The sequence below is a fragment of the Micromonospora sp. CPCC 205539 genome, assembly GCF_036906815.1.
Classification (GTDB): Bacteria; Actinomycetota; Actinomycetes; order Mycobacteriales; family Micromonosporaceae; genus Micromonospora.
In genome coordinates this window covers 1-26,425 of the sequence record NZ_JBAKHW010000066.1, presented here as the reverse complement: position 1 = coordinate 26,425, position 26,425 = coordinate 1, and the positions used below count along the sequence as shown (strand labels likewise).

General features: G+C 72.4%; 24 protein-coding genes and 1 pseudogene. 20 read left to right on the top strand and 5 right to left on the bottom strand.

The window, feature by feature from the left end; translation table 11 throughout:
- Positions 1 to 125: 125 nt before the first annotated feature.
- The 8 genes from ruvC (at position 126) to V6V47_RS31210 (ending at position 9,553) form a co-directional block, all read left to right on the top strand.
- The gene (gene ruvC / locus V6V47_RS31245) at positions 126 to 653 is read left to right on the top strand and encodes a crossover junction endodeoxyribonuclease RuvC (RefSeq protein WP_334632134.1); all 528 of its coding nucleotides are present in this window, start codon (positions 126 to 128) and stop codon (positions 651 to 653) included.
- A complete protein-coding gene (gene ruvA / locus V6V47_RS31240) occupies positions 650 to 1,252 on the top strand; it encodes a Holliday junction branch migration protein RuvA (protein WP_334632133.1) in 603 nt (200 codons plus the stop codon). Before ruvC ends, ruvA begins: the two co-directional genes overlap by 4 nt.
- The gene (gene ruvB, locus V6V47_RS31235; RefSeq protein ID WP_334632132.1) at positions 1,249 to 2,316 is read left to right on the top strand and encodes a Holliday junction branch migration DNA helicase RuvB; all 1,068 of its coding nucleotides are present in this window, start codon (positions 1,249 to 1,251) and stop codon (positions 2,314 to 2,316) included. The genes ruvA and ruvB overlap by 4 nt, the downstream gene beginning before the upstream one ends.
- A 122-nt stretch (positions 2,317 to 2,438) precedes the next feature.
- Positions 2,439 to 2,795 carry a preprotein translocase subunit YajC gene (gene yajC, locus V6V47_RS31230; protein WP_334632131.1) on the top strand — a complete coding sequence of 119 codons (357 nt, stop codon included), beginning with the start codon at positions 2,439 to 2,441 and terminating at the stop codon, positions 2,793 to 2,795.
- A gap of 278 nt (positions 2,796 to 3,073) precedes the next feature.
- Positions 3,074 to 4,996, top strand: coding sequence for a protein translocase subunit SecD (secD, locus tag V6V47_RS31225; RefSeq protein ID WP_334632130.1), 1,923 nt, complete (start codon positions 3,074 to 3,076; stop codon positions 4,994 to 4,996).
- A gap of 1 nt (position 4,997) precedes the next feature.
- Positions 4,998 to 6,188: a protein translocase subunit SecF gene (gene secF, locus V6V47_RS31220; protein ID WP_334632129.1), complete on the top strand. Its 1,191-nt coding sequence runs from the start codon at positions 4,998 to 5,000 to the stop codon at positions 6,186 to 6,188.
- 105 nt (positions 6,189 to 6,293) lie between these two features.
- Positions 6,294 to 6,860, top strand: coding sequence for an adenine phosphoribosyltransferase (locus V6V47_RS31215; RefSeq protein WP_334632128.1), 567 nt, complete (start codon positions 6,294 to 6,296; stop codon positions 6,858 to 6,860).
- Positions 6,861 to 7,030: 170 nt separating this feature from the next.
- A complete protein-coding gene (locus V6V47_RS31210) occupies positions 7,031 to 9,553 on the top strand; it encodes a RelA/SpoT family protein (protein ID WP_334632127.1) in 2,523 nt (840 codons plus the stop codon).
- 94 nt (positions 9,554 to 9,647) lie between these two features.
- On the opposite strand, the gene V6V47_RS31205 is transcribed toward V6V47_RS31210, so the two are convergent.
- Together V6V47_RS31205 and V6V47_RS31200 are read right to left on the bottom strand one after the other, a co-directional pair.
- On the bottom strand, positions 9,648 to 10,487 hold the full coding sequence (locus V6V47_RS31205; RefSeq protein WP_334632126.1) for a peptidylprolyl isomerase: 840 nt from the start codon (positions 10,485 to 10,487) through the stop codon (positions 9,648 to 9,650).
- 58 nt (positions 10,488 to 10,545) lie between these two features.
- Positions 10,546 to 11,430, bottom strand: a complete 885-nt coding sequence (locus V6V47_RS31200; RefSeq protein ID WP_334632125.1) for a peptidylprolyl isomerase — start codon at positions 11,428 to 11,430, stop codon at positions 10,546 to 10,548.
- A gap of 264 nt (positions 11,431 to 11,694) precedes the next feature.
- On the opposite strand from V6V47_RS31200, the gene V6V47_RS31195 reads away from it, so the two are divergent.
- The 3 genes from V6V47_RS31195 (at position 11,695) to V6V47_RS31185 (ending at position 14,822) form a co-directional block, all read left to right on the top strand.
- Complete coding sequence (locus V6V47_RS31195; protein ID WP_334632124.1) at positions 11,695 to 12,414, top strand: MBL fold metallo-hydrolase; 720 nt, start codon at positions 11,695 to 11,697, stop codon at positions 12,412 to 12,414.
- Between the two features lie 69 nt (positions 12,415 to 12,483).
- Positions 12,484 to 13,812: a histidine--tRNA ligase gene (gene hisS, locus V6V47_RS31190; RefSeq protein ID WP_334632123.1), complete on the top strand. Its 1,329-nt coding sequence runs from the start codon at positions 12,484 to 12,486 to the stop codon at positions 13,810 to 13,812.
- Positions 13,813 to 13,883: 71 nt separating this feature from the next.
- Positions 13,884 to 14,822 (top strand): acyl-ACP desaturase, encoded by a 939-nt coding sequence (locus V6V47_RS31185; RefSeq protein ID WP_334632122.1) that lies wholly within the window; start codon positions 13,884 to 13,886, stop codon positions 14,820 to 14,822.
- A 240-nt stretch (positions 14,823 to 15,062) separates the two neighbouring features.
- Here V6V47_RS31185 and V6V47_RS31180 read toward each other — a convergent pair whose 3' ends face one another.
- A complete protein-coding gene (locus tag V6V47_RS31180) occupies positions 15,063 to 15,569 on the bottom strand; it encodes a PaaI family thioesterase (RefSeq protein ID WP_334632121.1) in 507 nt (168 codons plus the stop codon).
- Positions 15,570 to 15,624: 55 nt separating this feature from the next.
- Between V6V47_RS31180 and V6V47_RS31175 the strand changes: the two genes are divergently transcribed.
- A complete protein-coding gene (locus V6V47_RS31175) occupies positions 15,625 to 16,101 on the top strand; it encodes a winged helix-turn-helix transcriptional regulator (protein ID WP_334632120.1) in 477 nt (158 codons plus the stop codon).
- 234 nt (positions 16,102 to 16,335) lie between these two features.
- Positions 16,336 to 17,382 (top strand): S1 family peptidase, encoded by a 1,047-nt coding sequence (locus tag V6V47_RS31170; protein ID WP_334632119.1) that lies wholly within the window; start codon positions 16,336 to 16,338, stop codon positions 17,380 to 17,382.
- A 108-nt stretch (positions 17,383 to 17,490) separates the two neighbouring features.
- Here the strand turns inward: V6V47_RS31170 and V6V47_RS31165 are convergent, their stop codons facing one another.
- Positions 17,491 to 18,222, bottom strand: a complete 732-nt coding sequence (locus V6V47_RS31165; RefSeq protein ID WP_334632118.1) for a DUF998 domain-containing protein — start codon at positions 18,220 to 18,222, stop codon at positions 17,491 to 17,493.
- A 154-nt stretch (positions 18,223 to 18,376) separates the two neighbouring features.
- Between V6V47_RS31165 and aspS the strand changes: the two genes are divergently transcribed.
- The 4 genes from aspS (at position 18,377) to V6V47_RS31145 (ending at position 23,050) form a co-directional block, all read left to right on the top strand.
- On the top strand, positions 18,377 to 20,182 hold the full coding sequence (aspS, locus tag V6V47_RS31160; RefSeq protein WP_334632116.1) for an aspartate--tRNA ligase: 1,806 nt from the start codon (positions 18,377 to 18,379) through the stop codon (positions 20,180 to 20,182).
- Between the two features lie 99 nt (positions 20,183 to 20,281).
- Entirely contained in the window at positions 20,282 to 21,094 is an 813-nt protein-coding gene (locus V6V47_RS31155; RefSeq protein WP_334632115.1) for a sugar nucleotide-binding protein, read from the top strand.
- Positions 21,095 to 21,161: 67 nt separating this feature from the next.
- A complete protein-coding gene (locus V6V47_RS31150; RefSeq protein WP_334632114.1) occupies positions 21,162 to 21,761 on the top strand; it encodes a helix-turn-helix domain-containing protein in 600 nt (199 codons plus the stop codon).
- Complete coding sequence (locus tag V6V47_RS31145; RefSeq protein ID WP_334632113.1) at positions 21,755 to 23,050, top strand: MFS transporter; 1,296 nt, start codon at positions 21,755 to 21,757, stop codon at positions 23,048 to 23,050. The genes V6V47_RS31150 and V6V47_RS31145 overlap by 7 nt, the downstream gene beginning before the upstream one ends.
- Before the next feature lie 10 nt (positions 23,051 to 23,060).
- On the opposite strand, the gene V6V47_RS31140 is transcribed toward V6V47_RS31145, so the two are convergent.
- Positions 23,061 to 23,804, bottom strand: coding sequence for a GNAT family N-acetyltransferase (locus V6V47_RS31140; protein ID WP_334632111.1), 744 nt, complete (start codon positions 23,802 to 23,804; stop codon positions 23,061 to 23,063).
- A gap of 143 nt (positions 23,805 to 23,947) precedes the next feature.
- Here V6V47_RS31140 and V6V47_RS31135 point away from each other — a divergent pair, with 143 nt between their 5' ends.
- From V6V47_RS31135 to V6V47_RS31125, 3 genes and pseudogenes are all read left to right on the top strand, one after another.
- Complete coding sequence (locus V6V47_RS31135; RefSeq protein WP_334632109.1) at positions 23,948 to 24,169, top strand: hypothetical protein; 222 nt, start codon at positions 23,948 to 23,950, stop codon at positions 24,167 to 24,169.
- Positions 24,170 to 24,244: 75 nt separating this feature from the next.
- On the top strand, positions 24,245 to 25,768 hold the full coding sequence (locus V6V47_RS31130) for a replication-associated recombination protein A (protein ID WP_334632108.1): 1,524 nt from the start codon (positions 24,245 to 24,247) through the stop codon (positions 25,766 to 25,768).
- Positions 25,769 to 26,110: 342 nt separating this feature from the next.
- Positions 26,111 to 26,425 (top strand): annotated as a pseudogene (locus V6V47_RS31125) (hypothetical protein); the annotation flags it as partial.

Below are 26,425 nucleotides of genomic sequence, written 5' to 3'. Positions count from 1 at the left end.
CGCGGGGGCAGGGGGCAGGGGGCGTGGGGCGTGGGGGCGTGGGGGCGTGTCCCGTGGGGCTGGTGGGAAGGGCGCCGGTTAGGGTGTCGAACACACGTACTGCTGACGGCTGGGGAGGGGGCGGCGTGCGCGTGCTCGGAGTGGACCCGGGGTTGACCCGGTGTGGGGTGGGCGTGGTCGAAGGCGTGCCGGGTCGGCCGTGCACCCTGGTCGCCTACTACGTGGTCTACACCGAGCCGACCGACGAGCTGCCGCTGCGGCTGTTACACCTGGACCGGTCGCTCGCCGAGCTGGTCGCCGAGCACAAGCCGGACGCCGTCGCCGTCGAGCGGGTGTTCAGCCAGCACAACGTCCGCACGGTGATGGGCACCGCACAGGCCAGTGGCATCGCCGTGCTGGCCGGGGCGCGGGCTGGCCTGCCCGTGCAGACGTACACCCCGAGCGAGGTGAAGGCGGCGGTGACCGGCTCCGGTCAGGCCGACAAGGCGCAGATGACCGCGATGGTGACCCGGCTGCTGCGGCTGGCCGAGCCGCCGAAGCCGGCGGACGCCGCCGACGCGCTCGCCCTGGCCATCTGCCACATCTGGCGCGGCGGGACCCGCTCCAAGCTGGCCGCCGCGGCCGACCGTGCACGACGAGGAGGAGCGCGATGATCGCCAGCGTGCGCGGCACGGTGACCGCGACTGGTCCGGACCAGGCCGTGATCGAGGTCGGCGGGGTCGGCCTGGCCGTGCACTGTGCACCGGGGACGCTGGCCGACCTGCGGGTCGGCGAGAGCGCCCGGCTGGCCACCAGCCTCGTGGTCCGGGAGGATTCGCTGACCCTCTACGGGTTCGCCGACGACGACTCCAAGGCGCTGTTCGAGCTGCTCCAGACCGCCAGTGGCGTGGGGCCGCGGCTGGCCCAGGCGGTGCTGGCCGTGCACACGCCGGACGCGGTCCGCAAGGCGATCGCCAACGCCGACACCGCCGCGCTGACCCGGGTGCCCGGAATCGGCAAGAAGGGCGCCGAGCGCCTGGTGCTGGAGCTGCGCGACCGGATCGGCCCGGTGCCGATCGGCGCCGACGGCGCGGCCGGGGTGACCGGCGGCAACTGGCCCGAGCAGGTGCGCCAGGCGCTGGTCGGGCTGGGCTGGACGGCCGGGCAGGCCGACCAGGCGGTGGCTGCGGTGGCGGAGACGATCGACGGCGCGACCCCGCCGGTGCCGGTCCTGCTCAAGCAGGCCATCCGCCTGCTCGGTCGCACCCGATGAGCGATTTCGAGGGGATGGTCTCGGCGTACGTCGACGACGCGGAGCGGGACGCGGAGGCCACCGTCCGGCCTCGGCGGCTGGCCGAGTTCATCGCGCAGAACCGGGTGCGTGACCAGCTCGACCTGCTGTTGCGGGGCGCCATGCGCCGTGGCTCGCCTCCGGACCACATCCTGCTCTCCGGCCCGCCCGGCCTGGGTAAGACCAGCCTGGCCAACATCGTCGCCGCCGAGCTGGGCGCGGGCATCCGGGTGACCAGCGGCCCGGCGATCGAGCGCTCCGGCGACCTGGCGGCCATCTTGACCAGCCTCGCCGAGGGTGACGTGCTGTTCATCGACGAGATCCACCGGATCGCCCGGCCGGCGGAGGAGCTGCTCTACAGCGCCATGGAGGACTTCCGGGTCGACGTGGTGGTCGGCAAGGGGCCGGGTGCCACCGCCATCCCGTTGGACGTGGAGCCGTTCACCCTGGTCGGTGCGACCACGCGGTCGGGTCTGCTGACCGGGCCGATGCGGGACCGGTTCGGCTTCGTCGCGCACCTGGACTTCTACGCGCCAGCCGACCTGGAGACCCTCCTGCACCGCTCGGCGCGGATCCTCGGTGTGCCGATCACCACCGAGGGCGCGACGGAGATCGCCGGCCGGTCCCGGGGCACCCCCCGCATCGCCAACCGGCTGCTGCGCCGGGTCCGCGACTACGCCGAGGTGCGGGCGGACGGAGTGGTCAATCTGGTCACCGCCCGGGCGGCGTTGACCGTGTACGACGTCGACGCGCTCGGCCTGGACCGGCTGGACCGGGCGGTGCTGACCGCGTTGGTCGACTCGTTCCGGGGTGGCCCGGTCGGGCTGTCCACCCTGGCCGTGGCGGTGGGGGAGCAGCCGGACACCGTCGAGGAGGTCTGTGAGCCGTTCCTGGTCCGGGCCGGTCTGCTGGCCCGCACCCCGCGTGGCCGGGTGGCCACCGAGGCGGCCTGGCGGCACCTGGGTCGTACGCCACCGAATGGTACATTTGGGGTGGATGTCCCTCCGGCGCCCGATCTGTTCTCCTTGGACGCCGATCAGCCGTGATATGAACGTGATCTGCGCCGCATTCGGTGTTCCCAGGCGCAGGGATTAGACTTCGCCGCGGTCTGTACAGGACGTGAGAAACCGCCTCCGCTCCGGCACCCCCCGTGCCGGGCAGGTGGTCAATGGGAAGGTCAGTAACCGTGTATTACGCAGCAGCGGGTGGGGGAGCCGGTGGTTTCACACCGATCCTCATGATCGCCCTGCTCTTCGGTGTCATGTACTTCATGATGATCCGTCCTCAGCAGAAGCGCCGCCGCGAGGCGGAGTCGATGCAGTCCGCGCTCGGTCCGGGCGACGAGGTGGTCACCATCGGCGGGCTCTACGGCACCGTCACCGGCATCGAGGACGAGACCGTCCTGCTCGAGATCGCCCCGGGTGTGCAGACGCGCTATGCCCGTCCGGCCATCGCCCGGGTGGTCACCCGCGCGGAGCTGCCGAGCGAGCCGGTCACCGAGGACGCGGACACCGTCAAGGAGTGACCCCCTTCCCTGGGGTGGCGGGTCCGGCGTACGGCCGGTCGACCGGCCCCCGGGGTCACCGCGCCCGACGGGGCAGCGGATGCGACGTGAAAACTGGATAGTTGGGTCGACGCCGGGCATCGGCACGCCCCCGTGACCGTCGGCGTTTCGCGCCGGCGCGTCCGGCCGTCGTGCCGGCACCTCGCCGGCCCAGGTCAGACCCGTCGGCCGGGACCCCCGGCCCGACCCCCGCCGCCGCTGCGTGCAGCGGCGCGACCGTACAGGGAGACAGGACAGCCGTGGCACCACCTCAGGGACAGATGCGCCCCGGGCGGCAGCTCGCCGTGCTCGGGTTCATCTTCGTCGTCCTCTATCTTTTGGTGTTCTTCTCGGGCGGCGCCAGCGGCGGCTTGAAGGACCGGCTCGAGCCTCGGCTCGGTCTGGACCTGATCGGCGGCACCCGGATGACGCTGGAGGCGACCAACAGCGTTGACGGCAAGCCCCCGACGGCCGAAAACCTGGAGGAGGCCCGGCAGATCATCGAGAACCGGGTCAACGGGCTCGGCGTTGCCGAGGCCGAGGTGGTCACCGAGGGCAACCGCAACATCGTCATCTCCCTGCCCGGTGAAAACCGGAACCTCGACGAGGTGGGCAGCGCCGCGGAGCTGCGTTTCCGCAAGGTGCTCAAGGCCGCCGACGGCAGTGGCGCGGTCACCGCGCCGCCGGCCGCCACGCCGACCCCGACGGGCAGTGCCAGCCCGGCGCCGTCCGGCAGCGCGTCGCCGAAGGTGACCCCGTCGGGCAGCCCCGGGGCGAAGGTCTCCTCGTCGCCCAGCGGCGGGCAGGGCGGGATGGCCCCGGCTTCCCCCACCCCCAGCGCCCCGTCGACCCCGTCGACCTCGGCTTCGCCGAGTGCCGCCGCGCCGTCGCCGAGCGCCAGCGCCGAGCCCGTGCCGGCCAGCATCGAGGAGCAGCGCAAGGCCGTCGAGCAGAAGGTCGGCGCGCCCGCCTGGCAGGCCGCCAGCGCGTTGCAGGCCCCGGCCGACCTCACCACCGACCCCTCGCTCGGTGAGAAGTTCAAGCCGTTCGGCACGTTGTCGCCGCAGGAAGTCGCGGTGCTGCCGGCGCAGATGCAGTTCAACGTCCCGTCGATCAGCTGCGCGCAGCTCGACAAGCGGCCGCCGGCGTCGATCTCCGACCCGAAGCAGCAGGTCGTCGCCTGCGAGGACGGCGCCTCGAAGAACCTGCTCGACCAGGCCAAGGTGCTCGGCACCGACGTGGACGACGCCGACGCGGTGCTCGACCAGACCAACGCCTGGGTCGTGAGCCTGGACTTCAGCGGCAGCGGCCAGGACAAGTGGACCGGCCTCACCCGTGAGGCGTTCACCAACGAGGGCCAGGCCTGCGACGCGACCGCGCTCGGCCAGGACGGCAAGTGCCGGGTGGCCGTCGTGCTGGACAACGAGATCGTGTCCTCCCCGGAGATCCAGGGTGTGCTGACCGGCAACTCCCAGATCACCGGCAACTTCACCCAGAAGGACGCCAGCGCGCTGGCCGGCCAGCTGCGCTACGGCGCGCTGCCGATCACCTTCGAGCAGCAGGAGAAGCAGAACGTCACCGCCACCCTGGGCGCCAGCCACCTGCGGGCCGGTCTGCTTGCGGCCGGCATCGGCATGCTGCTGGTCATCATCTACGCGTTCTTCTACTACCGGCTGCTCGGCTCGGTGATCTTCCTGAGCCTGATCCTCTCCGCGCTGCTGGTCTTCGGCGCGCTGGTGGTGCTCGGCCGGTCGATCGGCTTCACGCTCACCCTCGCCGGCATCGCCGGCATGATCGTCTCGCTCGGTGTGGCGGCGGACTCGTTCGTCATCTACTTCGAGCGGCTCAAGGACGAGATCCGGGAGGGTCGCAGCCCGCGTAGCGCGGTGCCCCGGGCCTGGATCCGTGCCCGACGGACGATCATCTCGGCGAACGCGATCACCCTGCTCTCCGCGGTGGTGCTCTACGTGGTCTCGGTCGGCACGGTAAAGGGCTTCGCCTTCGCCCTCGGTCTGGCCACCGTGCTGGACCTGGTCGTGGTGTTCCTCTTCCGGCACCCGATCATGACCATGTTCGCCCGGACCCGGGCGTTCCTGTCCCCGCGGGTCAGCGGTCTGGGCCGGGCGCTTCCGGCCCGCACCCAGCAGACTCAGCCCCGCAACCCGCGCGCCAAGGAGGCCTGAGATGGCGGAAAACGGTCTGGCGAGCCGCCTCTACAACGGCGAGGCCGGTCTCAACGTCATCGGTCGGCGCAAGCTCTGGTTCAGCGTCGCCGGGGTCCTGGTCCTGATCGCGATCCTCAGCTTCTCGATCCGTGGCTTCAGCCTCGGCATCGAGTTCGCCGGCGGCAACTCGTTCCAGGTGCCGGCCAGCGTCGGCACCCTCGAGGAGGCCGAGCGGGGCGTCAACGCGGCCCTCGCGGCCGAGGGCGGCGGCGTCGAGGTGGTCACCGCGCAGAAGGTCGGCGGCACCGGCGGCGACAGCTACGAGCTGCGTACGGGGCAGCTCCGCCCCGAGCAGGCCACCGCGGTCGAGGCCAAGATCGCCGATGAGCTCGGCATCCAGCCGAGTCAGATCAGCGGCAACCAGGTCAGCGAGGCGTGGGGCAGCCAGGTCACCGAGCGGGCCATCCTCGGCCTGATCATCTTCATCGCGCTGGTGATGGTCTACCTGATCCTGCGCTTCGAGTGGCGGATGGCCGTCGCCGCGGTCTCCTCGCTGTTCATGAACCTGATCCTCACCGCCGGCATCTACTCGCTGGTCGGCTTCGAGGTCACCCCGTCGACGATCATCGGGTTCCTCACCATCCTGGGCTTCGCGCTCTATGACGTGGTGGTGGTCTTCGACAAGGTGCAGGAGAACACCCGGGGCATCACGGCCAACAACAACCAGACGTACGGTGAGGCGGCCAACCTGGCCGTCAACCAGAGCCTGATGCGGTCGCTGAACACCTCGGTGGTCGCCCTGCTGCCCGTCGGGGGTCTGCTCTTCATCGGCGCCGGTCTGCTCGGCGCCGGCACCCTGAAGGACCTCGGCCTGGTGCTGTTCGTCGGTATGGCGGTGGCGTTCCTGACCTCCATCCTGGTGGCCTCGCCGCTGCTGGTGCTGCTCAAGAACTACGACCCGCGGATCCAGGCGCACAACAAGCGGGTGCTGTCCCGCCGGGGCGCGCTGTCCCGCGGTGAGGGCACCACGAAGAGCACCCCGGGCCCGGTCCAGACCGACGGGGTCGACGAGGTCGACCCGGAGACCCCGGCGCTGGCCGGTGCCTCGCCCAAGGTGGGTGCCCGTCCGGCGGGCAAGCGGCCGACCGGTGCCCGGGGCGGTCGTCCCGGTGGCGGCGGCAACCGGCCGGGTGGCGCCAAGCGGCGCTGACGGCCACCCGGGGCAGACCCGGGAGGAAACGCCCGAACGGCGTCCGGCATGCTGTGCGAGCAGCATTGCCGGACGCCGTCGTCGTTGGAAGGAAGCGGAACTGCCGTGACGGAGACCCACAGCACCGCGGCGCGCGGGGACAGCGGCCCGGAGGCCGCCCGTTTGGTCGCCAGCCGGGTGCTGGACGTGCCCGACTTCCCCCAGCCCGGTGTCATGTTCAAGGACCTGATGCCGCTGTTCGCCGACGGGGCCGCGTTCCGCGAGGTGGTCGACGGGATCGTCGCGTACCACGGGCGGGACGGCTTCGACTCCGTGGTCGGCATCGAGGCGCGGGGCTTCGTCATCGCGGCGGCGGTCGCGTACGCGGCGGGGGTGGGTGTGGTGCCGGTCCGTAAGGCCGGCAAACTGCCCCGCCCGGCGTACTCGGTCTCGTACGCCCTGGAGTACGGCGAGGCGACCCTGGAGCTGCACGAGGACGCCTTCACCGCCGGGCACCGGGTGCTGGTGGTCGACGACGTGCTGGCCACCGGTGGCACCGCCGAGGCGACGCTGGACCTGGTCGAGCGGGCCGGTGGGACCGTGACCGGCTTCACCGTACTGCTCGAGCTTGGCTTCCTGGGTGGCCGCGAGCGGCTCGCGCCGCGTCCGGTCCATGCTCTGCTGACCGTTTGATCCCGACACCGTCGGGCGGACCCGGTCCCGGCCGTCCGGCGGAGCGGCAGGGGGCCGTGCGGGCGGGTAGCATTGCCCTTTGCTGACGCTGGCGGTACGCCGTCGGGCAGCGCGAGACCAGGCCGGCCGACGTTCGGCTGGTGTTTTCCCGGCGAGCGGTGAGGAGGCCGGTGTCCCACGATGTCGTCCCTCCGGCGGAGGGCACGGTGCACCCGACAGGCGACGCTGACAGCTCGGTGACCGAGCGGTCCGGTGACGCGCCGGCCCGGGTGACGGGCGCCGACAACGGCTCCGGCTCGGCTCCGGTCGACGGCGCTGTGCGGCCGATCAGTGGCGCTCCGACCGCGGAGGCGGCCCCCGAGGCGGACGGGGTCGTGGTCCCCTTTCCCACCGACGCCACCATCGATCCGTCGCCGAGCGGCGGTTTCGGGCTCTCCAACGCGCCCACCGGCCGGCGGGTCCGGGCCCGGCTGGCCCGGTTCAACGCTCCTTGGCAGACCTCGCAGGTCAGCGAGGTGCTGGAGCCACTCATCTCGTCCCACCGGGTCCACCACCCGAAGGCCGATGCCCGGCTGTTGCAGCGCGCCTTCGACACCGCGGCCCGCTGGCACTCGGGGCAGTACCGCAAGTCCGGTGACCCGTACATCACGCACCCGCTCGCGGTGGCCACCATCCTGGGCAATCTGGGGATGGACACCACCACGCTGGTCGCGGCGCTGCTGCACGACACCATCGAGGACACGGAATACACGCTCGACCAGATGCGCGCCGACTTCGGCGGCGAGGTCGCCCTGCTGGTCGACGGCGTCACCAAGCTCGACAAGGTCAAGCTGGGTGACGCGGCCAAGGCCGAGACGATCCGCAAGATGGTCGTGGCGATGGCCAAGGATCCGCGGGTGCTGGTGATCAAGCTGGCCGACCGGATGCACAACATGCGCACCCTGACCTTCCTGCCCCGTCCCAAGCAGGAGCAGAAGGCCAAGGAGACGCTGGAGATCCTGGCCCCGCTGGCCCACCGGCTGGGTATGAACACCATCAAGTGGGAGCTGGAGGATCTGGCTTTCGGCACGCTGTTCCCGAAGCGTTTCGAGGAGATCAACCGGCTGATCGGGGAGCACCAGCCGCAGCGCGAGGCGTTGCTGCGTCAGGTGACCCAGAAGGTGCAGACCGACCTCAAGGCCGCCAAGATCAAGGCGGAGACCACCGGTCGGCCGAAGCACCTCTACTCGATCTACCAGAAGATGATCGTGCGGGGTCGCGACTTCAACGACATCTACGACCTGGTCGGCGTGCGGATCCTGGTCGACACGGTGCGCGACTGCTACGCGGCGCTGGGCGTGATCCACGCCAACTGGCAGCCGGTGCCGGGTCGGTTCAAGGACTACATCGCGATGCCCAAGTTCAACATGTACCAGTCGCTGCACACGACGGTCATCGGGCCCACCGGCAAGCCGGTGGAGATGCAGATCCGCACGTACGCGATGCACCGCACCGCGGAGTTCGGCATCGCCGCGCACTGGAAGTACAAGGAGCACAAGGGCACCCAGGTCGTCGGCCCGCCGGCGCACATCGACGAGATGACCTGGCTACGGCAGTTGCTGGACTGGCAGCGGGAGGCCGCCGACCCGAGCGAATTCCTGGACGCGCTGCGCTTCGACCTGTCCAGCCAGGAGGTGTACGTCTTCACCCCGAAGGGTGACGTCATCCCGCTGCCGACCGGGTCGACGCCGGTGGACTTCGCGTACGCGGTGCACACCGAGGTGGGGCACAAGTGCATCGGGGCGCGGGTCAACGGCAAGTTGGTGCCGCTGGAGTCGACGCTCTCCAACGGCGACGTGATCGAGATCTTCACGTCGAAGTCCGACACGGCCGGCCCCACTCAGGACTGGCTGGGCTTCGTCAAGAGCCCGCGCGCACGCACGAAGATCCGCCAGTACTTCAACAAGGAGCGGCGCGAGGAGGCGATCGAGGCCGGCAAGGACGCGATCGTCAAGGCGATGCGCAAGCAGGGCATGCCGCTGCAGCGGATGCTCACCTCCGACGCGCTGATGTCGATCGCCCGCGACCTGCACCTGGCCGACGTGGCGTCGCTCTACGCCGCGGTCGGCGACAGCCAGGTCTCCGCGCAGTCGGTGGTGCAGAAGCTGATGGCCGCGTACGGCGGCGAGGAGGGCGCGGCGGAGGACATCGCCGAGACCGCCGTCGCCACCCGGCCGCCGCGCAGTCGGCAGAGCAGCGCCGACCCGGGCGTGGTCGTCCGCGGCGTCAGCGACGTCTGGATCAAGCTGGCGCGCTGCTGCACCCCGGTCCCGCCGGACACCGTCTTCGGCTTCGTCACCCGCTCCGGCGGAGTGAGCGTGCACCGTGACGACTGCGCCAACGCCGAGGACCTGCGGGCCCAGAGCGAGCGGGTGGTCGAGGTCAGCTGGAAGCTCACCTCCGCCTCGACCTTCCTGGTAGCCATCCAGGTGGAGGCACTGGACCGGCACAAGCTGCTGGCCGACGTCACCCGGGTGCTCTCCGACGAGCGGGTCAACATCCTGTCCGCCACCGTCACCACCACCCGTGACCGGGTGGCGGTGAGCCGGTTCAGCTTCGAGATGGCCGACCCGAAGCACCTGGGCCACCTGCTGGCCACGGTCCGCAAGGTCGACGGCGTCTTCGACGCCTACCGGGTCACCTCCGGCGCCTGACGCGCCACCCTCGGCGTACCCCGTCGGGGTCACGCCCGACACGCGAAAGCGCCCGCCGGCTCAGCCGGCGGGCGCTTCTGCGTCGGATCGAGTGTCAGCTCTGCGGCGGGCTCATCGTGAGGTCCTTGATGATGACCTCCTTCTTCGGGTGGCCACCGCCGGCCTGCTGGGCGAACGCGCCGTCGTCGCCGGCCTTGGCCACGTCCTTGACGATGTCCAGGCCGCCGGTCACGGTGCCCACCACCGTGTACGCGGCGTCCAGCGGCGAGTCGCCGTAGACGATGAAGAACTGGCTGCCGGTGCTGCCGGGCTGGCCGGAATTGGCCATCGCGATGACACCCTCCGGGTACGGCGGGCGCTTGTCGGTCGGCAGGTTCTCCTCGGCCATCCGGTAGCTCGGGCCGCCCTGGCCGTCGGTGTCCCGCCAGCCCGCGCCGGTGGCGCTCGGGTCACCGCACTGCAGCACCTTGATGCCTTCGGTCACCAGGCGGTGGCACTTGGAGTTGTCGAAGAAGTCCTTCTGCGCGAGGTAGCTGAAGCTGCCCGCCGTGCACGGCACCAGCGACCGGTCGACCTTGGCGGTGATCGGGCCCAGGTTGGTGTCGATCGTCATGGTCTGCACGCCGGTGCCGGACTGCTGGTTGCTCGGCAGCCCGACGTCCTTGATCTGCTTGGGCCGCTGGTCCGTCGGCAGCGCGGTGAACGCGCACTCGGACGCGCCGGGCGCCGCGGCGTCGTTCGTCGGCTTGTCGTCGTCACCGCTGAGGCTCACCGCCAGCCAGACGGTGCCGGCGACCACGAGCGCCAGCGCGGCGGCCGCGGCGACGATCGCCTGGGTCTGCCGGCGCTTGCGGGCCTTGGCCGAGCGCTCGGCCATATCCTTCTCGAGCCGGGCGCGTGCCGCCGCGCGCTGCCGCTCTCTGGTGGACGTCACGCCTGGATCCTCCTGGCTGTCTGTCTGGGTGCCGCTGTGGGTGGGGTGGGGCGGCCGGTCAGCCGGCGCTCGGGCTGCTGGCCGGGGCGCCGGAGGCCGGCGGCGACGATGCCGCGGCGGTGACCGGCTCACCGACGGTGAGGCTCTGGATCACCACGTCGGTCTTGGGCTTGACCTTGGCCCCCGTCCCATTGTCCACGGTCGGCAGGGCGCCGATCTTCTCGGCCACGTCCAGGCCGCCGGTCACCCGACCGATCACCGGGTACTTCGGGTCGGTGGTGGTGAAGTCCTTGAAGAAGATCAGGAACTGGCTGCCGTTGGAGCCCGGCGGGTTGGCGATCATCGCGACGGTCCCCTTCGGGTACGTCGGCGGCTGGCCGGGTGCCGGGGTGGCCGACGGAGACGCGGAGGGAACGGTGGGCACGTCCTCGTCGTAGAACGAGTAGGACGGGCCGCCGAGGCCGGTGCCGCTGGGGTCGCCGCAGCGCAGCGCGCCGTCGGCGGTGATCTCGTGGCACTTGGTGTTGTCGTAGAACGACCGGCTCGCCAGGTGCGCGATGCTGGCCGCCGCGCACGGGGAGCTGGCCAGGTCCAACTGGGCGGTGATCGGCGCACCCTGGTTGGTGGTCACCGTCATGGCACGGGTGCCCTCGGTGGGCAGGCCCTTGGTCTGCGGCGTGCCGACGTCCTTGAGATTGGTGTTGGCCGCCGCGTCCTGCGGCGTCCAGAGGCAGACGTCCGCCGCGGCCGAGTTCTGCTTGGGGTCGGAGTCGAAGGCACCGAGCGCCCAGGCGGACCCGGCCACGATCAGCACAAGGATCAGGGCTGCGCCGACACCGGCCTGGATCTGCCGACGCCGCCGCGTGGCGGCCGCCCGGCGAGCCAACTGCCGGTCGAGCTTGGCCCGCGCCAGTTTGCGCTGCCGGTCGCTGCTGGAAGCCACCCGTGCTCCCCTTCCTCTGCCTGGTCGTCACCGGCGGCCGGGCGTCCCGGCCCACCGGCGTCACGTGTGCCGCGCCACACGCCCGCCAGAGTGTACGGCTAGCGACTGGGAAAGTGGTGTACGAGGTCGAACCCCGCCGCCAGCAGCGCTTATCGGGCGATGTCAGTGTGCCCGGCGGGGCGGGTGGGACGGACGCGCGGAACCCGGTCGCGTGGCCCGATAGGCTGCTGGGCAGGACGACAGCTCGACGGAAGGACAGCGCCCGTGCTCGTGGCCGGCTTTCCTGCGGACGCCTTCGGCACCAACTGCTACGTGGTGGCCACCGCGCCGGGGGAGCAGTGCGTGGTGGTCGACCCCGGGATCGGGGTGCTCGACCAGCTCGACGCGCTGCTCGCCGAGCACCGTCTGCACCCGGCCGCCGTCCTGCTCACCCACGGCCACCTCGACCACACCTTCTCGGTCGCGCCGGTCTGTGGTGCCCGCGGCATCACCGCGTACGTCCACCCCGGCGACCGGGAGATGCTGGCCGACCCGGCCAAGGGTCTCTCGACCGACCTGACGTCGCTCTTCGGTGGCCGGCTGAGCTACACCGAGCCGGAGGACGTCGCCGAGCTGATCGACGGCGCCACCCTCGCGCTGGCCGGCCTGGAGATCACCGTCGACCACGCTCCGGGCCATACCGGCGGGTCGGTGCTCTTCCGACTGCCCGGCGCCGGCTCGAGCTGGGAGGCGGACGAGATCTGCCTCTCCGGCGACGTGCTGTTCGCCGGCTCGATCGGCCGCACCGACCTGCCCGGCGGCAGCATGCCGGCGATGCTCACCAGCCTGCGCGACAAGATCCTCCCGCTGGCCGACGACACCGTGGTGCTGCCCGGCCACGGGCCGAGCACCACCATCGGCCGCGAGCGCGCCAGCAACCCGTACCTCGTCGAGGTGGCGCAGGCCGGCGACGCCCGGCCGGCGACGCCCACCCGGGGCCTCTAGCACCCGTCCGCGCCGCGCGCGGACCCACGACCGCACCGCGTCGCGACGCGGAACCGCAAGGAGTACGTCATGAGCAAGCCCACGCCCATCTCCGGCTTCCCGGAGTGGACGCCCGCCCAGCGGATGATCGAGCAGTACGTGCTCGAGAAGATCCGGGCCACCTTCGAGCTGTACGGCTTCGCGCCGCTGGAGACCCGCGCGGTCGAGCCCCTGGACCAGCTCCTACGCAAGGGCGAGACCTCGAAGGAGGTCTACGTGATCCGGCGGCTGCACGCCGACGCCGAGGGCGCGGCCGGCGACGACCAGCTCGGCCTGCACTTCGACCTCACCGTGCCGTTCGCCCGGTACGTGCTGGAGAACGCCGGAAAGCTGCAGTTCCCGTTCCGCCGCTACCAGATCCAGAAGGTGTGGCGGGGTGAGCGGCCGCAGGAGGGGCGCTACCGGGAGTTCGTGCAGGCCGACATCGACATCGTCGACCGGGACACCCTGGCCCCGCACCACGAGGCGGAGATGCCGCTGGTGATCGGGGACGCGCTGCGATCCCTGCCGATCCCGCCGGTCGTCATCCAGGTGAACAACCGCAAGGTCAACGAGGGCTTCTACCGGGGTATCGGGTTGACCGACACCGAGGCGGCGCTGCGCGCGGTGGACAAGCTCGACAAGATCGGCCCGGCGAAGGTCGCCGAGTTGTTGGCCCAGACCGCCGGGGCGAGTGAGGCGCAGGCCAAGGCGTGCCTGGCGTTGGCCGAGATCTCGGCGCCGGACGCCTCCTTCGCCGATGCGGTACGCGCGCTCGGGGTCGACGACCCGCTGCTGACCGAGGGGATCGAGGAGCTGGTCCGGGTGGTGGAGACCGCCGCGGAGCACTCGCCCGGTCTCTGCGTGGCGGATCTGCGCATCGCCCGCGGCCTCGACTACTACACCGGCACCGTCTACGAGACCCAGCTGCGCGGCTACGAGCGGTTCGGCTCGATCTGCTCCGGCGGCCGGTACGACACCCTGGCCAGCGCCGGTGCCACGTCGTACCCCGGGGTGGGGATCTCGATCGGGGTGACCCGGCTGCTCGGGCTGCTCTTCGGCGCGGGGGAGCTGTCGGTCTCCCGCGAGGTGCCGACCGCCGTGGTCGTCGCGGTGACCAGCGAGGAGCGGCGCCCGGCCAGCAACCGGGTGGCCGAGGCGCTGCGCCGACGCGGGGTGCCGACCGAGGTGTCGCCGAGCGCGGCGAAGTTCGGCAAGCAGATCCGCTACGCCGAGCGACGGGGCATCCCGTACGTCTGGTTCCCGGGCGTGGACGGGGCACCGGACGAGGTGAAGGACATTCGCTCCGGTGAGCAGGTCACGGCCGTTGCGGAGGAGTGGATGCCACCCCGGGAGGACCTGACGCCACAGGTTCGCTGAGCGTCACTACTGGCGCGTACGGCCGCGGGGACCTACGGTGGCGTAAGTTACGCCACCGTAGGGAGTTTCTCGTGACCGTGAGCACCACACTGAGTCAGACCGCACTGCTCCTCGAACTGGAGCCGGTGGTCGCCCGCAACCTGGACCGCCACCTTGCGATCGCCAAGGAGTGGTTCCCGCACGAGTACGTGCCGTGGAGCGAGGGCCGTACCTTCGACGGGCCGCTCGGCGGTGAGGCGTGGTCACCGACCGACTCCGCCATCCCGGACGTGGCCCGCACCGCGCTGATCGTGAACCTGTTGACCGAGGACAACCTGCCCTCGTACCACCACGAGATCGCCACCCTGTTCGGCCGCGACGGCGCGTGGGGCACCTGGGTGCACCGGTGGACCGCCGAGGAGGGTCGGCACGGCGTCGCGATCCGCGACTACCTGACCGTCGCCCGGGCGGTCGACCCGGTGGCGTTGGAGCGGGCCCGCATGACCCACATGTCGGAGGGCTACACCAACGCCCACGGCGACGAGGTGCTGCACTCCCTGGCGTACGTCTCGTTCCAGGAGCTGGCCACCCGGATCTCGCACCGCAACACCGGCAAGGCCACCGGCGACCCCGCCTGCGAGGCGCTGCTGGCCCGGGTGGCCGCCGACGAGAACTTGCACATGGTCTTCTACCGCAATCTGCTCGCGGCGTCGTTCGAGCTGGCCCCGAGCCAGGCGATGCGGGCCGTCGCCGACGTGGTGGCCGACTTCCAGATGCCGGGCAGCGGCATCGAGGGCTTCGCCCGCAAGTCGGTGGCGATCGCCCTGGCCGGCATCTACGACCTGCGCCAGCACCGCGACGAGGTGCTGCTGCCGGTGCTGCGTCAGTGGGACGTGTTCAACGTGACCGGCCTGGACGCCGACGGCGAGGCCGCCCGCGAGCAGTTGGCGACCCAGCTGGACACCCTGCAGACGGCCGCCACCCGCTTCGAGGAGAAGCGCGACGCCCGAGCCGCCCGCCTGGCCCGCTGACCCCAACGCCCTCTCGCCCCCGCGCCCTCCCGCCCCCGCGCCCTCCCGCCCCCGCGCCCCCCGCGCCCCGCCCGCGCGGTCCGTCTGCGCCGTCCGCCCGCGCGATCTTGCACTTTCTGTCCTGCCGAACTGGTGCAAACCTCTCGTTTCGGCGACCGAAAGTGCAAGATCGCGCGGGTCGGGGGTGGGGGCGCGGGTCGGGGTGGGGAGGGCGCGGGTCGGGGTCGGGGAGGGAGTGGGTTACTCCAGGGGGAGGAGTAGGCAGCTGCTGGTTGCGTGGGCTACCAGGCGGTTCTTGGCGTCGGTCAGGCGGGCTTCGCCCAGGGCGGTGCGGCGGCCGCGCTGGAGTACGGTGCCCTCGCAGCGCAGCATGCCGCTGGCCGTGGTGACCGGGCGGAGGAACTTCACGTTCAGGTCCAGCGAGGTGTAGCCCACGCCGGTGGGCAGGGTGGTGTGCACGGCGCAGCCCGCGGCGGTGTCCAGCAGGGCGGAGATGACGCCACCGTGGACGGTGCCGAGCGGGTTGTAGTGGAACTCCTGTGGAATCAGTTCGACGAGGACACGCCCCTCGTCGGCCTCCATCCGGGTCATGTCCATCAGGTGCATCACCGGTGGCGGGGGCAACTCCCCGGCGATCATCGCCCGGAGCAGGTCGAGGCCACTGCGCCGACCGACCAGAGCGGCGTTGGCCGCCGGATCCGCCCAGGTGAACGTGCGGCTGCGGACCGGCTCCTGCGTCTGTGTCATGGACTCAGCCTGGCATCACGTTGCTGAGTCTGTCAATGAGACTTAGCCTGGCGGTATGACGCCCGCTGCACTCGCCTGGTCGATGGACAACTGCACGATCACCCGTGCCATGGAGATCCTCGGCGAACGGTGGACCCTGGTGGTGCTGCGCGAGGTGTTCACCGGCGTGCGGCGCTTCGACGACATGCGGGTGCGTACCGGTATGCCGCGGCAGGTGCTGACGAACCGGCTGGCCACCCTGGTCGAGCAGGGCGTGCTGCGCCGCGAGCCGTACCGGGAGCCGGGAAGCCGGCTGCGGCACGAGTACCGGCTGACCGAGAAGGGCCTGGACCTGTGGCCGGTGCTGGTCGCCGTGCTCGGGTGGGGCGACCGGTACCTGGCCGACCCCGAGGGCTCGGCGCTGAGCGTGAGTCACCGGGACTGCGGGGCGCGGGTGCGTGTCGCGCTGCGCTGTGCGGACGGGCACGAGGTTGCTCGGCCCCGCGACGTGGTGCCGGAGCCCGGCCCGGGCGCCCGCCGCCGCACCCCCTGACGCCGCCCCCGCGGTTGTCCGGCGACCGGATTCGGGGTGCGCTTGCGATGTGACGGTAGCTGTTCGCCAGCGGGTCAGGGGTGTTGCGCCGATTCCGGGCGTACCAAGTCTTGTTATTGATCTTATACATGTGAATACTTCACTGGAGCCGGCCGGTTTCCCCAGATCGGCCGGGTTGTCACTCGGGTCCGCTACCCCCGGCGAGACCCGTCCCCCGCCCAGGAGGTTTGTTACATGCGACCCACGAGGTCCTCACTCCGCGTCACGGCGACCGCCGCTGTCGCCGGAGCCCTGGTCGTCGGCTCGCTCATCGGCGCGCCCGCTCAGGCTGCCCCCGCCGCCTCGCCCGACGCCGCCGCCGCGCTCTCCGCGCAGCTCGGCGACCGCTCGGCCGGCACCTATCTCGACGCCAGCGGCCGGTCCGTCGTCACCGTCACCGACGCGGCCGCCGCCCGTCAGGTGAGCAACTCCGGCGCCGTCGTCCGCTACGTCACCCGCGGCGCCGCCGAGCTCAACCGGGCCACCGCCGAGCTGGAGCGCTCCGCCAAGATCCCGGGCACCGCCTGGTGGAGCGACCCGGTCACCAACCAGGTCGTCGTCTCCGTGGACAGCACCGTCACCGGGGCGAAGCTGGAGCGGGTCAAGGCCGCCGCCGCGCGGGCCAACGGCGCGGTCCGGGTCGAGGCCGAGGCCGGCGTGCTGAGCACCCGGATCTCCGGTGGCCAGGCCATCTACGCCGGTGGCGGCGGGCGCTGCTCGCTCGGCTTCAACGTGCGCAGCGGCAGCACCTACTCCTTCGTCACCGCCGGGCACTGCACCAACATCTCGGCCAGCTGGTACTCGAACTCCGGCCAGACCGCGCTGATCGGCACCCGGACCGGCACCAGCTTCCCGGGCAACGACTACGGCATCGTGCGGCACAACAACTCGGCCAACGCGGCCGGCAACGTCTACCTCTACAACGGCAGCTACCGGGACATCACCGGCTCGGGCAACGCCTCGGTCGGCCAGTCGGTCCAGCGCTCCGGCAGCACCACCGGCCTGCGCAGCGGCTCGGTGAACGCGACCAACGCGACGGTGAACTACGCCGAGGGTTCGGTCTCCGGCCTGATCCGCACCAACGTCTGCGCCGAGCCGGGCGACAGCGGCGGCTCGCTGTTCAGCGGCGGCACCGCGCTGGGCATGACCTCCGGCGGCAGTGGCAACTGCCGCACCGGCGGCACGACCTACTTCCAGCCCGTCACCGAGGCGCTCAGCCGCTACGGCGTCAGCGTCTTCTGATCGATCCATCGCCCGCGGGCCGCCGGAACCCCTCCCGGCGGCCCGCGCCGCGCGTCCGGGCGCCCCGACCTCCCCCTCGCGCCCGGGCGATCCGGCCCGGCGGCCACCTCAGGGCAGCCGGCCGGGCCGTCGCGGGGCGGGCCCGTGCGTCGGTTGCGGGGGATCCTGCGGTACGACAGCCGACAGGCCACCCACACCGAGAGGTACGGAGCCGTCCGCGGCCCAGGCGAGGTGCGCCCGCCGAGCGGAGATGACCGCCAGCAGTGGCCAGAGCGCGACGGCCAGCGCCGTCACCCGCTCGGCCAGCCCGGTCCGGGACCCCGAGGTCACCTCGAACGCGGACCAGCCGAAGAGGCACAGCAGCACTGCGCTGACGCTCAGGCCGACCGCCCGGCGGAACGCCCAGGGTGGCTCCGGCGCCGCCGGGTGCGCAGCGTCGCGGCCGCGCGGCAGGGAGAGCGCCGAACCGGCCGGCCAGAGTGCCAGGGCGAGGACGGCCACGGTGGCCGCGATGCCGTGGCTGAGCGACCCGCCGACCGTCGGCCGGGGAAAGGCGACCAGCGCGATGGTGGCCACCCCGCCGACCGCGAGCAGGAAGCGGCTGGGCAGCCCGGCCGCGTGCAGGACGGCAGCGGTCGCCAGGTAACAGCAGCCGAGCAGCACCAGAGCGCCGATCATGATCCAGGCATCGGTCGCGTCCTGCCCCGCCAACTGGCTGATGGTGTCCCGGATCGGGTCGTAACCGGTGGGCTGGCGGGCGCCCGCGACCGTCCAGCCGGCCACCAGCAGCACGGGTGCCGCCGTCGCCGTGGCGACGGCCCACATCGGTACGGCGCGCATTCGGCCACGTTAACCGGCATGGCGGGCCGTCGAGCCGGGTTCACCGGTCCCGCCCACCGGGGAATCGGCCCGGCGTGCCGGGTGCCCGGGAGGACGGACGGTCGCCCCTGACAGAATGCCGGTGAGGACTGTTCCACGATGAGGAGTTGCCAGCGTGATCCGTACCCACAATGCCGGAAGCCTGCGCGCCGCGGACGCCGGCTCGACGGTGACGCTCGCCGGGTGGGTGGCCCGCCGCCGTGACCACGGTGGCGTCATCTTCGTCGACCTGCGCGACGGCTCCGGCGTGGTCCAGGTGGTGTTCCGCGAAGAGGACGCGCACGCGCTGCGCAACGAGTTCTGCGTGAAGGTCACCGGCGAGGTGACCCTCCGGCCGGCCGGCAACGAGAACCCGGAGCTGCCGACCGGCGGGGTCGAGGTGACGGCCGTCGAGCTGGAGGTGCTCTCCGAGGCCGCGCCGCTGCCGCTGCCTATCGACGACCAGGTCGAGGCCGGTGACGACATCCGGCTCAAGTACCGCTACCTGGACCTGCGCCGCAGCGGCCCGGCGAACGCGCTGCGGCTGCGCTCGCGGGCCAGCCACCTCGCCCGGGGGGTGCTGCACGAGCGCGACTTCCTGGAGATCGAGACGCCGACGCTGACCCGCTCCACGCCCGAGGGCGCCCGCGACTTCCTGGTCCCGGTGCGGCTCCAGCCCGGCAGCTGGTACGCGCTGCCGCAGTCACCGCAGCTGTTCAAGCAGCTGCTGATGGTCGGCGGCATGGAGCGGTATTACCAGATCGCCCGCTGCTACCGGGACGAGGACTTCCGCGCCGACCGGCAGCCGGAGTTCACCCAGCTCGACATCGAGATGTCGTTCGTCACCGAGGACGACGTGATCGACCTCGGCGAGGCGATCGTCTCGACGCTCTGGAAGGACCTGGCCGGGCACGAGATCTCCGGGCCGATCCTGCGGATCACCTGGCACGACGCGATGGCCCGGTACGGCTCCGACAAGCCGGACCTGCGCTACGGCGTGGAGCTGACCGAGCTGACCGACTACCTGCGCGGCACCGAGTTCCGGGTCTTCGCCGGTGCCATCGACGCGGGCGGCTACGTGGGCGCGGTGGTGATGCCGGGCGGCGCGGCGCAGAGCCGCAAGGAGCTGGACGGCTGGCAGGACTGGGCCAAGGCGCGCGGCGCACGTGGCCTGGCGTACGTGGTGCTGGACGCCGAGACCGGCGAGGCGCGCGGCCCGGTGGCCAAGAACCTCTCCGCCGAGCACCTCGGTGGGCTCGCCGACGCGGTCGGCGCCAAGCCCGGCGACGCGGTCTTCTTCGCGGCCAGCGGCACGACGCGGGAGGCGCAGGAGTTGCTCGGCGCCGCTCGGGTCGAGATCGCCAAGCGGTCCGGCCTGATCGACGAGAGCGCCTGGGCGTTCTGCTGGGTGGTCGACGCGCCGATGTTCGAGCGCACGGACGAGGGCGGTTGGACGGCCGTGCACCACCCGTTCACCTCGCCGAACTCGGAGTGGGTCGACCGCTTCGAGGAGGCTCCGGACCGGGCCCTGGCGTACGCGTACGACATCGTCTGCAACGGCAACGAGATCGGCGGCGGGTCGATCCGTATCCACCGGGGTGACGTGCAGAAGCGGGTCTTCGACCTGCTCGGCATCACCCCCGAGGAGGCGCAGGACAAGTTCGGCTTCCTGCTGGAGGCGTTCAAGTACGGCGCCCCGCCGCACGGCGGCATCGCCTTCGGCTGGGACCGGGTCTGCATGCTGCTCGCCGGCGCGGACTCCATCCGCGAGGTGATCGCGTTCCCGAAGACCCGCGGTGGCTTCGACCCGCTGACCGGCGCTCCCACGCCGATCACCGGCCAGCAGCGCACCGAGGCCGGCATCGACGCCAAGCCGAAGCCGCCGGCTACCGCCCACACCGGCACGGCCGGTCCGGCCGCCCCGGTGGAAAACCCGGTCTGACCTCCCGCCTCCCTACTGCTTGGTCGATCAAGAGGTTTGCGTCATCATCGCCCCGCGGGATGACGCAAACCTCTTGATCAACGGCAGGGGAGTGGTGGGATGCGGGTGCTCGTGGTCGGGGCCAGCGGGTTTCTGGGTGGGGTCGTCTGCCGACGGGCGTCGGACGCCGGCTGGTCGGTGGTGGGGACCTATCACTCGGGGACCGTCGCCGCGCCCGGCGTCGCCGCGCGCCGGCTGGACGTGACCGACCGGGCCGCGGTGCGCGCGCTGGTCGCGGACGTGCGGCCGGACGCCGTGGTCGGCACGCCCTACCGGTACGGGGACTGGGCGGTCACCGCCGAGGGGGCCGCCCACGTGGCGGTCGCGGCGGCCGAGGTGGGCGCCCGGCTGGTGCACGTGTCCAGTGACGCGCTGCACGCCGGCCGGCCCGAGCCGTACGCCGACGACGAGCCGCCGACCCCGGTGAACGCGTACGGGGCCGCGAAGGCCGCGGCCGAGACCGCCGTGCGAGCGGTCGATCCCGGCGCGGCGCTGGTGCGTACCTCGCTGATCCTCGGAGAGGGCAGCAAGCAGATCCAGCTCTGCCGGGAGGCGCTCGCCGGCCGGGCCGCCCTGTTCAGTGACGAGCTGCGCTGCCCGGTCGACGTCACCGATCTCGCCGACGCCGTGCTGGAACTGGTCGAGGGCGAGTACGCAGGCCTGCTCAACGTGGCCGGGCCGGACGCGGTCAGCCGGGCCGAGCTGGGGCTGCTGGTGGCCGATCGGTTCGGCCTGGACGCGGCCGGGTTGAAGACCACCACGAGTGTGGCCGCCGGTCTGGCCCACCCCACCGACGTACGTCTCGACTCGGCCCGCGCCGCCGGCCTGCTGCGGACCCGGTTGCGGGGGGTGCGCGAACTCCTGGCGCGCTGAACGTCTGATGCACAGTCTCTATGCACAACTCTTGTGCATAGAGACTGTGCAGAGATAGTGTGCATGTATGGAGAGTTCCCCACCGATCGGCCAGCCCGAGCCTGTCGAGGTCCACCTCGACAGCCGGCAGGTCCGCACGCTGGCCCACCCGCTGCGGATGCGGCTGCTCGGCTCGCTGCGGGTCGACGGCCCGGCGACCGCGACCGTGCTGGCCCAGAAGTTGGCCACCAACACCGGTGCGACGAGCTATCACCTGCGCCAGCTCGCCGAGGTCGGGCTGGTGACCGAGGACCCCGACCGGGGCACCAGCCGGCAGCGCTGGTGGCGGGCGGCGCACGACATGAGCAACTTCGAGCCCACCGACTTCGACGACGACCCGGACGCCCGCGCCGCCGTGCAGTGGATCCAGGCCGACCAGGTGCGGATCCTGGCCGACCAGGCCGAGCGATGGCTGGCCGTCGAGCACCACGAGTCTCCGGCCTGGCGTGCTGCCGCCGGCATGAGTGACCTGGTGCTGCCGCTCGACCCGGCCCGACTGCGGGCTCTCTCTGACGATCTGTGGGAGGTGCTGATGCGTTACCGGGACGAGCCCGTCGCCGAAGCGGCGGACGTCAAACCCGTACACCTGTTCGTGGCCGGCTTCCCACGGCTGGACGAGCGGTGGTGAGCGCGCTGTCCGTCCGCCAGGTCCGCCGCCGCTACCTCACGCTCTACGGCCTGCGCTGGCTGCCCACCGGTCTGATGATCCCGGTGATGATCCTGCTGATGCAGGAGCGCGGCCTGTCGCTGCCGCAGATCGGCCTGGCCGCCACCGCGCAGGGGCTGCTGGTGCTGGCCCTGGAGCTGCCCACCGGCGGGCTCGCCGACGCGCTCGGTCGCCGACCGGTGCTGCTCGCCGCCGGCGTGCTCAACCTCGTCTCGCTGTCGCTGTTCGCGGTGGCCACCTCGTTCGCGCTGTTCTTCCTGGTCTGGGCATTGCAGGGGATCTACCGGGCGCTGGACAGCGGCCCGTTGGAGTCCTGGTACGTCGACGCCACGCTGGCCGCGGACCCGGAGGCGGAGTACGAGCGCGGTCTCGGCCACGCCGGCACCGTCGCCGGGCTGGCCATCGGCGGTGGCGCGCTGCTCGGCGGCGGCTTCGTCGCACTGGGTCCGATCGGGTCGGTCAGCGCGCTCACCGTGCCCGTGCTGGTCGCCGTCCTCGCTCAGGTGGTGGCGCTGGTCGCGCTGCTCGTCCTGCTGGTCGAGCAGCGGCCGGCCACCGGAGCGGCGGCGGTCCGGGCCTCCGTGGCGCAGGCGCCCCGGATGATCGGCGAGGCGGTCGGTCTGCTGCGCCGGTCCCGGGTGCTGCTGGCACTGGTGGCCGTGGAGCTGTTCTGGGGCTTCGGCATGGTCACCTTCGAATCACTGCTGCCCGTCCGACTCGCCGAGGTGATCGGCGACCCGGAACGCGCCGCCGCGCTGCTCGGCCCGGCCAGTTCGGCCGCCTGGCTCGTCTCGGCGGCTGGGGCCGCGTTGACCCCGCTGCTGCTGCGCTGGCCCGGCGCCGCGCCGGGCGCGGCCCTGCTGCGCATCCTCCAGGGCGTCACCGTGGTCGGCATGGGGTTGTTCGCCGGGCCCGTCGGGGTGCTCGTGGCCTACCTGGCCTGCTACGGCGTGCACGGCGCGTCCAACCCGCTGCACAGTGGTCTGCTGCACCGGCAGGTCGAGGGCCCGTACCGCACCAGCGTGCTCTCACTGAACTCGATGATGGCGCAGCCGGCCGGCGCGCTGGGCATGGTGGCCCTGACCGCGCTCGCCGCCGCTGCCAGCGTCAGCACCGCCATGGTGGTCGGCGGGGTGGTGCTGGCCGTCGCCGCTCCGCTCTACCTGCCCGCGTGGTTCGCCGGCCGCAAGCAGGCCGCCGTTGATGCAGCCGCCGACCCGACGCCGATCCCCGTGCGCGCCGAGCGGTAGGACGCGGCCCTCAGGCCAGCGTCAGCGTGCTGCGCCCGAGGGTGTCGGTGAAGCCGAGCCGCCGGTAGAGGCGTACCGCGCCCACGTTGTGGGGGTAGACGCCGAGCCCGACGGTGTCATAGCGGGCCAGCAGGGCACGGGTCATCCCGGCGGTCAGCGCCGCGCCGAGCCCTCGGCCCCGCTGGTCTCCAGCGACGGTCAGGCCGGCGAGGAAACCGACGTCGCCCTGGCTGCGGTCCGCGCCGGCGGCCACCAGCCGACCGTCGTCGGCCCGGATTCCGTACCAGTCGACGACCCGGGAGTCGCCCGGGCGGGAGGTGGTGCTCGGGAACGCCTCGTCGATCAGCGCCGTCAGCGCCGGGTGGTCGGCGTCGGTGAGCCGGACCACCCGCTCCTCGTCCGGCTGCGTCGGCGGCGCCACGCCGGTCCAGTGGAAGTCCCAGTCGTCGTGCCGGGCCACCGCCAGCCGGCCCGACAGCAGGCCGGGATCGTGCCGAGGCAGGTGCAGCCGCTGCCCTGGGCGCAGCACCCCGTCCGCGATCAGCGCGGCGCAGATCTCCAGCGCCGGTTCGATCGGGCCGATCGCGTTGCCGGCGGGGCCGAATTCCGGCGGCACCAGCCAGAGCACCGCGCCGTCGCGGTGGTAGGCGCATGCCGGCGCCCCGAGCCAGAGCGCGTGCCGGGCGTACGGATGGTGGCCGGCGGCGGCCAGGACGGCGGCCCGGTCCTGGAGCACCTGGTCGTCGATGATCATGTTCGTCAGCCTAGGAAGTCCGGGATTTGGCACCGGCACCGGGTGGGGACGGGCACGACAGCGATCCACGGTGGAGATTGGCGAGCCGACCGATTGGGTACATCCGGGCCGACCTACTGGGAACCCCCACCGGAGGAACCGACATGCTCGCCATTCTCGCGGCCATCGTCTTTGGCTTTGCCCTGCTGATCGACCTGCTCGACACCAACTTCGGCGCACCGGACCTGTTCAACTGGAACACGCTCGTGCTCCTCGGCCTGTTCCTGCTCGCGCTCTACCTGGGCGGCGTGGGCAGCGGCCCGCGCGGCGGCGGCGGCGGTGGCGGCGGCCGCTGGTACCGGGGCCGTCGTCCCGGCCGTGGCTGACCGGAACCGATCACCGATGGCCCGGCCCACGGCGCGATTCCGGCGTCGTAGGCCGGGCCCGGTACTGTCTTCCTGATGGAGTCCGACGCCCTCTTCTCCCTCGGTGCACCCGCCGGGACGCGCAGCGCGCCCGACGGCCCGGCCGGTGTCGACGGCTTCACTCCGGTAGCGGACGATTCGCCCCTGCCCGTCCGGATGCGCCCGGCGACCCTCGACGAGTTGGTCGGGCAGGGGCACCTGCTCGCCCCCGGCGCGCCGCTGCGGCAACTGGTCTCCGGGGGCGCCCCGATGTCGGTCATCCTCTGGGGACCGCCGGGCAGCGGCAAGACCACCATCGCGCATCTGGTGGCCGGGGCCACCGACCGCCGGTTCGTCGCCATGTCGGCGCTCTCCGCCGGCGTCAAGGACGTCCGCGCGGTGATCGAGACGGCCCGCCGCCAGCGCCGATCGGGCGGCCCACAGACCGTGCTCTTCATCGACGAGGTGCACCGGTTCAGCAAGACCCAGCAGGATTCGCTGCTCGCCGCCGTCGAGGACCGGACGGTCACGCTGCTGGCGGCCACCACCGAAAACCCGTACTTCTCGGTCATCTCCCCCCTGCTTTCGCGGTGCGTGCTGCTCACGTTGCAACCGCTCGACGACGAGGCGGTGCGGGGTCTGCTACGCCGTGCGGTCGCCGACGAGCGCGGCCTCGCCGACGCGCTCACCCTGGCCACCGACGCCGAGGACCACCTGGTGCGACTCGCCGCCGGGGACGTCCGCAAGGCGTTGACCGCGCTGGAGGCCGCGGCGGCCTCCGCCAGGGCGCTCGGCGCCGAGCGGATCGACCTGGCCACCGCCGAGCAGGCGGTCGACGTGGCCGCGGTGCGCTACGACCGCGACGGCGACGCCCACTACGACGTCATCAGCGCCTTCATCAAGAGCATGCGCGGCTCGGACGTGGACGCCGCGGTGCACTGGCTGGCCCGGATGCTGGTCGCCGGGGAGGACGCCCGCTTCATCGCCCGCCGGCTGGTCATCTTCGCCAGCGAGGACGTGGGCATGGCCGATCCGAGTGCGTTGAGCGTGGCCACCGCCGCCGCGCACGCGGTCGAGTACGTCGGGCTGCCCGAGGCGCAACTCAACCTGGCCCAGGCGGTGATCCACCTCGCCACCGCCCCCAAGTCGAACTCGGCCACCACCGCCATCGGCGCCGCGATCGCCGACGTGCGGGCCGGTCGGGGCGGCGCCGTGCCGCGTGGGCTGCGCGACGCGCACTACGCCGGGGCCCGAGGGCTGGGCCACGGGACGGGCTACCGCTACCCCCACGACGACCAGCGCGGCGTGGTCACCCAGCAGTACGTCCCGGATGATCTGGTGGGCACCGACTACTACCGGCCCAGCCCGCACGGCGCGGAGCGGTCGGTGGCCACCCGGCTGCCGCTGCTGCGTCGGATCGTGCGCGGGCTGCCGGCCCCGCCCGCGCGCCCGGAGGCCCCGACGGCCGGGCCGCCCGCGTCGGCGGAGGTCGGCGAGAACGGTCGCCCGGCGACGGGCACGAGCGGTCCCGGCATGGCGCAGGACAGCGGCACGAACGCCGCAGGAGAGGGTCAACAGTGAGATCGCGTGGTGGGGACCGGCCGGACGAGGGCCCGGACGAGGGGCGGGATCCCCGCGCCAAGGGCCGCCGCTGGGGTCGCGGCAAGGCCGAGGCCGAGCCCGAGGAGCCGGTATCGGGTGAGGAGTTCGGCTGGATCGACGACCTGCGTTCAGCCAAGCAGCAGCGCACCGAACTGGGCCCCGAGGGCGCTCCGGCGGCGCCCGACGCACCGCGCGGCGGCCCATCTGCGCCGCCGTCCGGCCGGCCGGACGCCCCCGCGCAGCCAGCCCCGCCCGGTCCACGCCGAGGCGACCCCGACACCACCGCCGGTCGCCGGCCGGTCGACGGACCCTGGCCGGGCGATGCCCCACCGCAGCCGGGCCGCCGACCGGACGAACGCCCCTCGGCCGACCGACCCGCCAGCGCAGGCGTCCCCGGGCCGGGCCAGCCGGCACGGCGTGGCGCTGCGCCCGGCTCTGGTCCTCGCGGCGGCGGGCCGCCGCCCGCGCCACCCACCGTCCCCCGCCCTGGTGGGGGAGATCCCGCAGGCCCGCCCGGAGCCCCGACGTTCGGCGCGGCGCCCGGCCCCGGCCGGCCCCGCCCGGCGGCAGCCCCGACCGACCCGGCGGCCCCGGGCGCCCCGACCGGTCGCCGCGCGGACGCCGCCATGCCGCCGG

Bases quoted from the DNA above. Each gene is read 5' to 3' on its own strand.
- ruvA (WP_334632133.1), top strand. From the start codon at position 650: ATGATCGCCAGCGTGCGCGGCACGGTGACCGCGACTGGTCCGGACCAG.
- ruvB (WP_334632132.1), top strand. From the start codon at position 1,249: ATGAGCGATTTCGAGGGGATGGTCTCGGCGTACGTCGACGACGCGGAG.
- yajC (WP_334632131.1), top strand. From the start codon at position 2,439: ATGGGAAGGTCAGTAACCGTGTATTACGCAGCAGCGGGTGGGGGAGCC.
- secF (WP_334632129.1), top strand. From the start codon at position 4,998: ATGGCGGAAAACGGTCTGGCGAGCCGCCTCTACAACGGCGAGGCCGGT.
- hisS (WP_334632123.1), top strand. From the start codon at position 12,484: ATGAGCAAGCCCACGCCCATCTCCGGCTTCCCGGAGTGGACGCCCGCC.
- V6V47_RS31180 (WP_334632121.1), bottom strand. From the start codon at position 15,569: ATGACACAGACGCAGGAGCCGGTCCGCAGCCGCACGTTCACCTGGGCG.
- V6V47_RS31175 (WP_334632120.1), top strand. From the start codon at position 15,625: ATGACGCCCGCTGCACTCGCCTGGTCGATGGACAACTGCACGATCACC.
- V6V47_RS31170 (WP_334632119.1), top strand. From the start codon at position 16,336: ATGCGACCCACGAGGTCCTCACTCCGCGTCACGGCGACCGCCGCTGTC.
- V6V47_RS31165 (WP_334632118.1), bottom strand. From the start codon at position 18,222: ATGCGCGCCGTACCGATGTGGGCCGTCGCCACGGCGACGGCGGCACCC.
- V6V47_RS31155 (WP_334632115.1), top strand. From the start codon at position 20,282: ATGCGGGTGCTCGTGGTCGGGGCCAGCGGGTTTCTGGGTGGGGTCGTC.
- V6V47_RS31150 (WP_334632114.1), top strand. From the start codon at position 21,162: ATGGAGAGTTCCCCACCGATCGGCCAGCCCGAGCCTGTCGAGGTCCAC.
- V6V47_RS31140 (WP_334632111.1), bottom strand. From the start codon at position 23,804: ATGATCATCGACGACCAGGTGCTCCAGGACCGGGCCGCCGTCCTGGCC.
- V6V47_RS31135 (WP_334632109.1), top strand. From the start codon at position 23,948: ATGCTCGCCATTCTCGCGGCCATCGTCTTTGGCTTTGCCCTGCTGATC.
- V6V47_RS31130 (WP_334632108.1), top strand. From the start codon at position 24,245: ATGGAGTCCGACGCCCTCTTCTCCCTCGGTGCACCCGCCGGGACGCGC.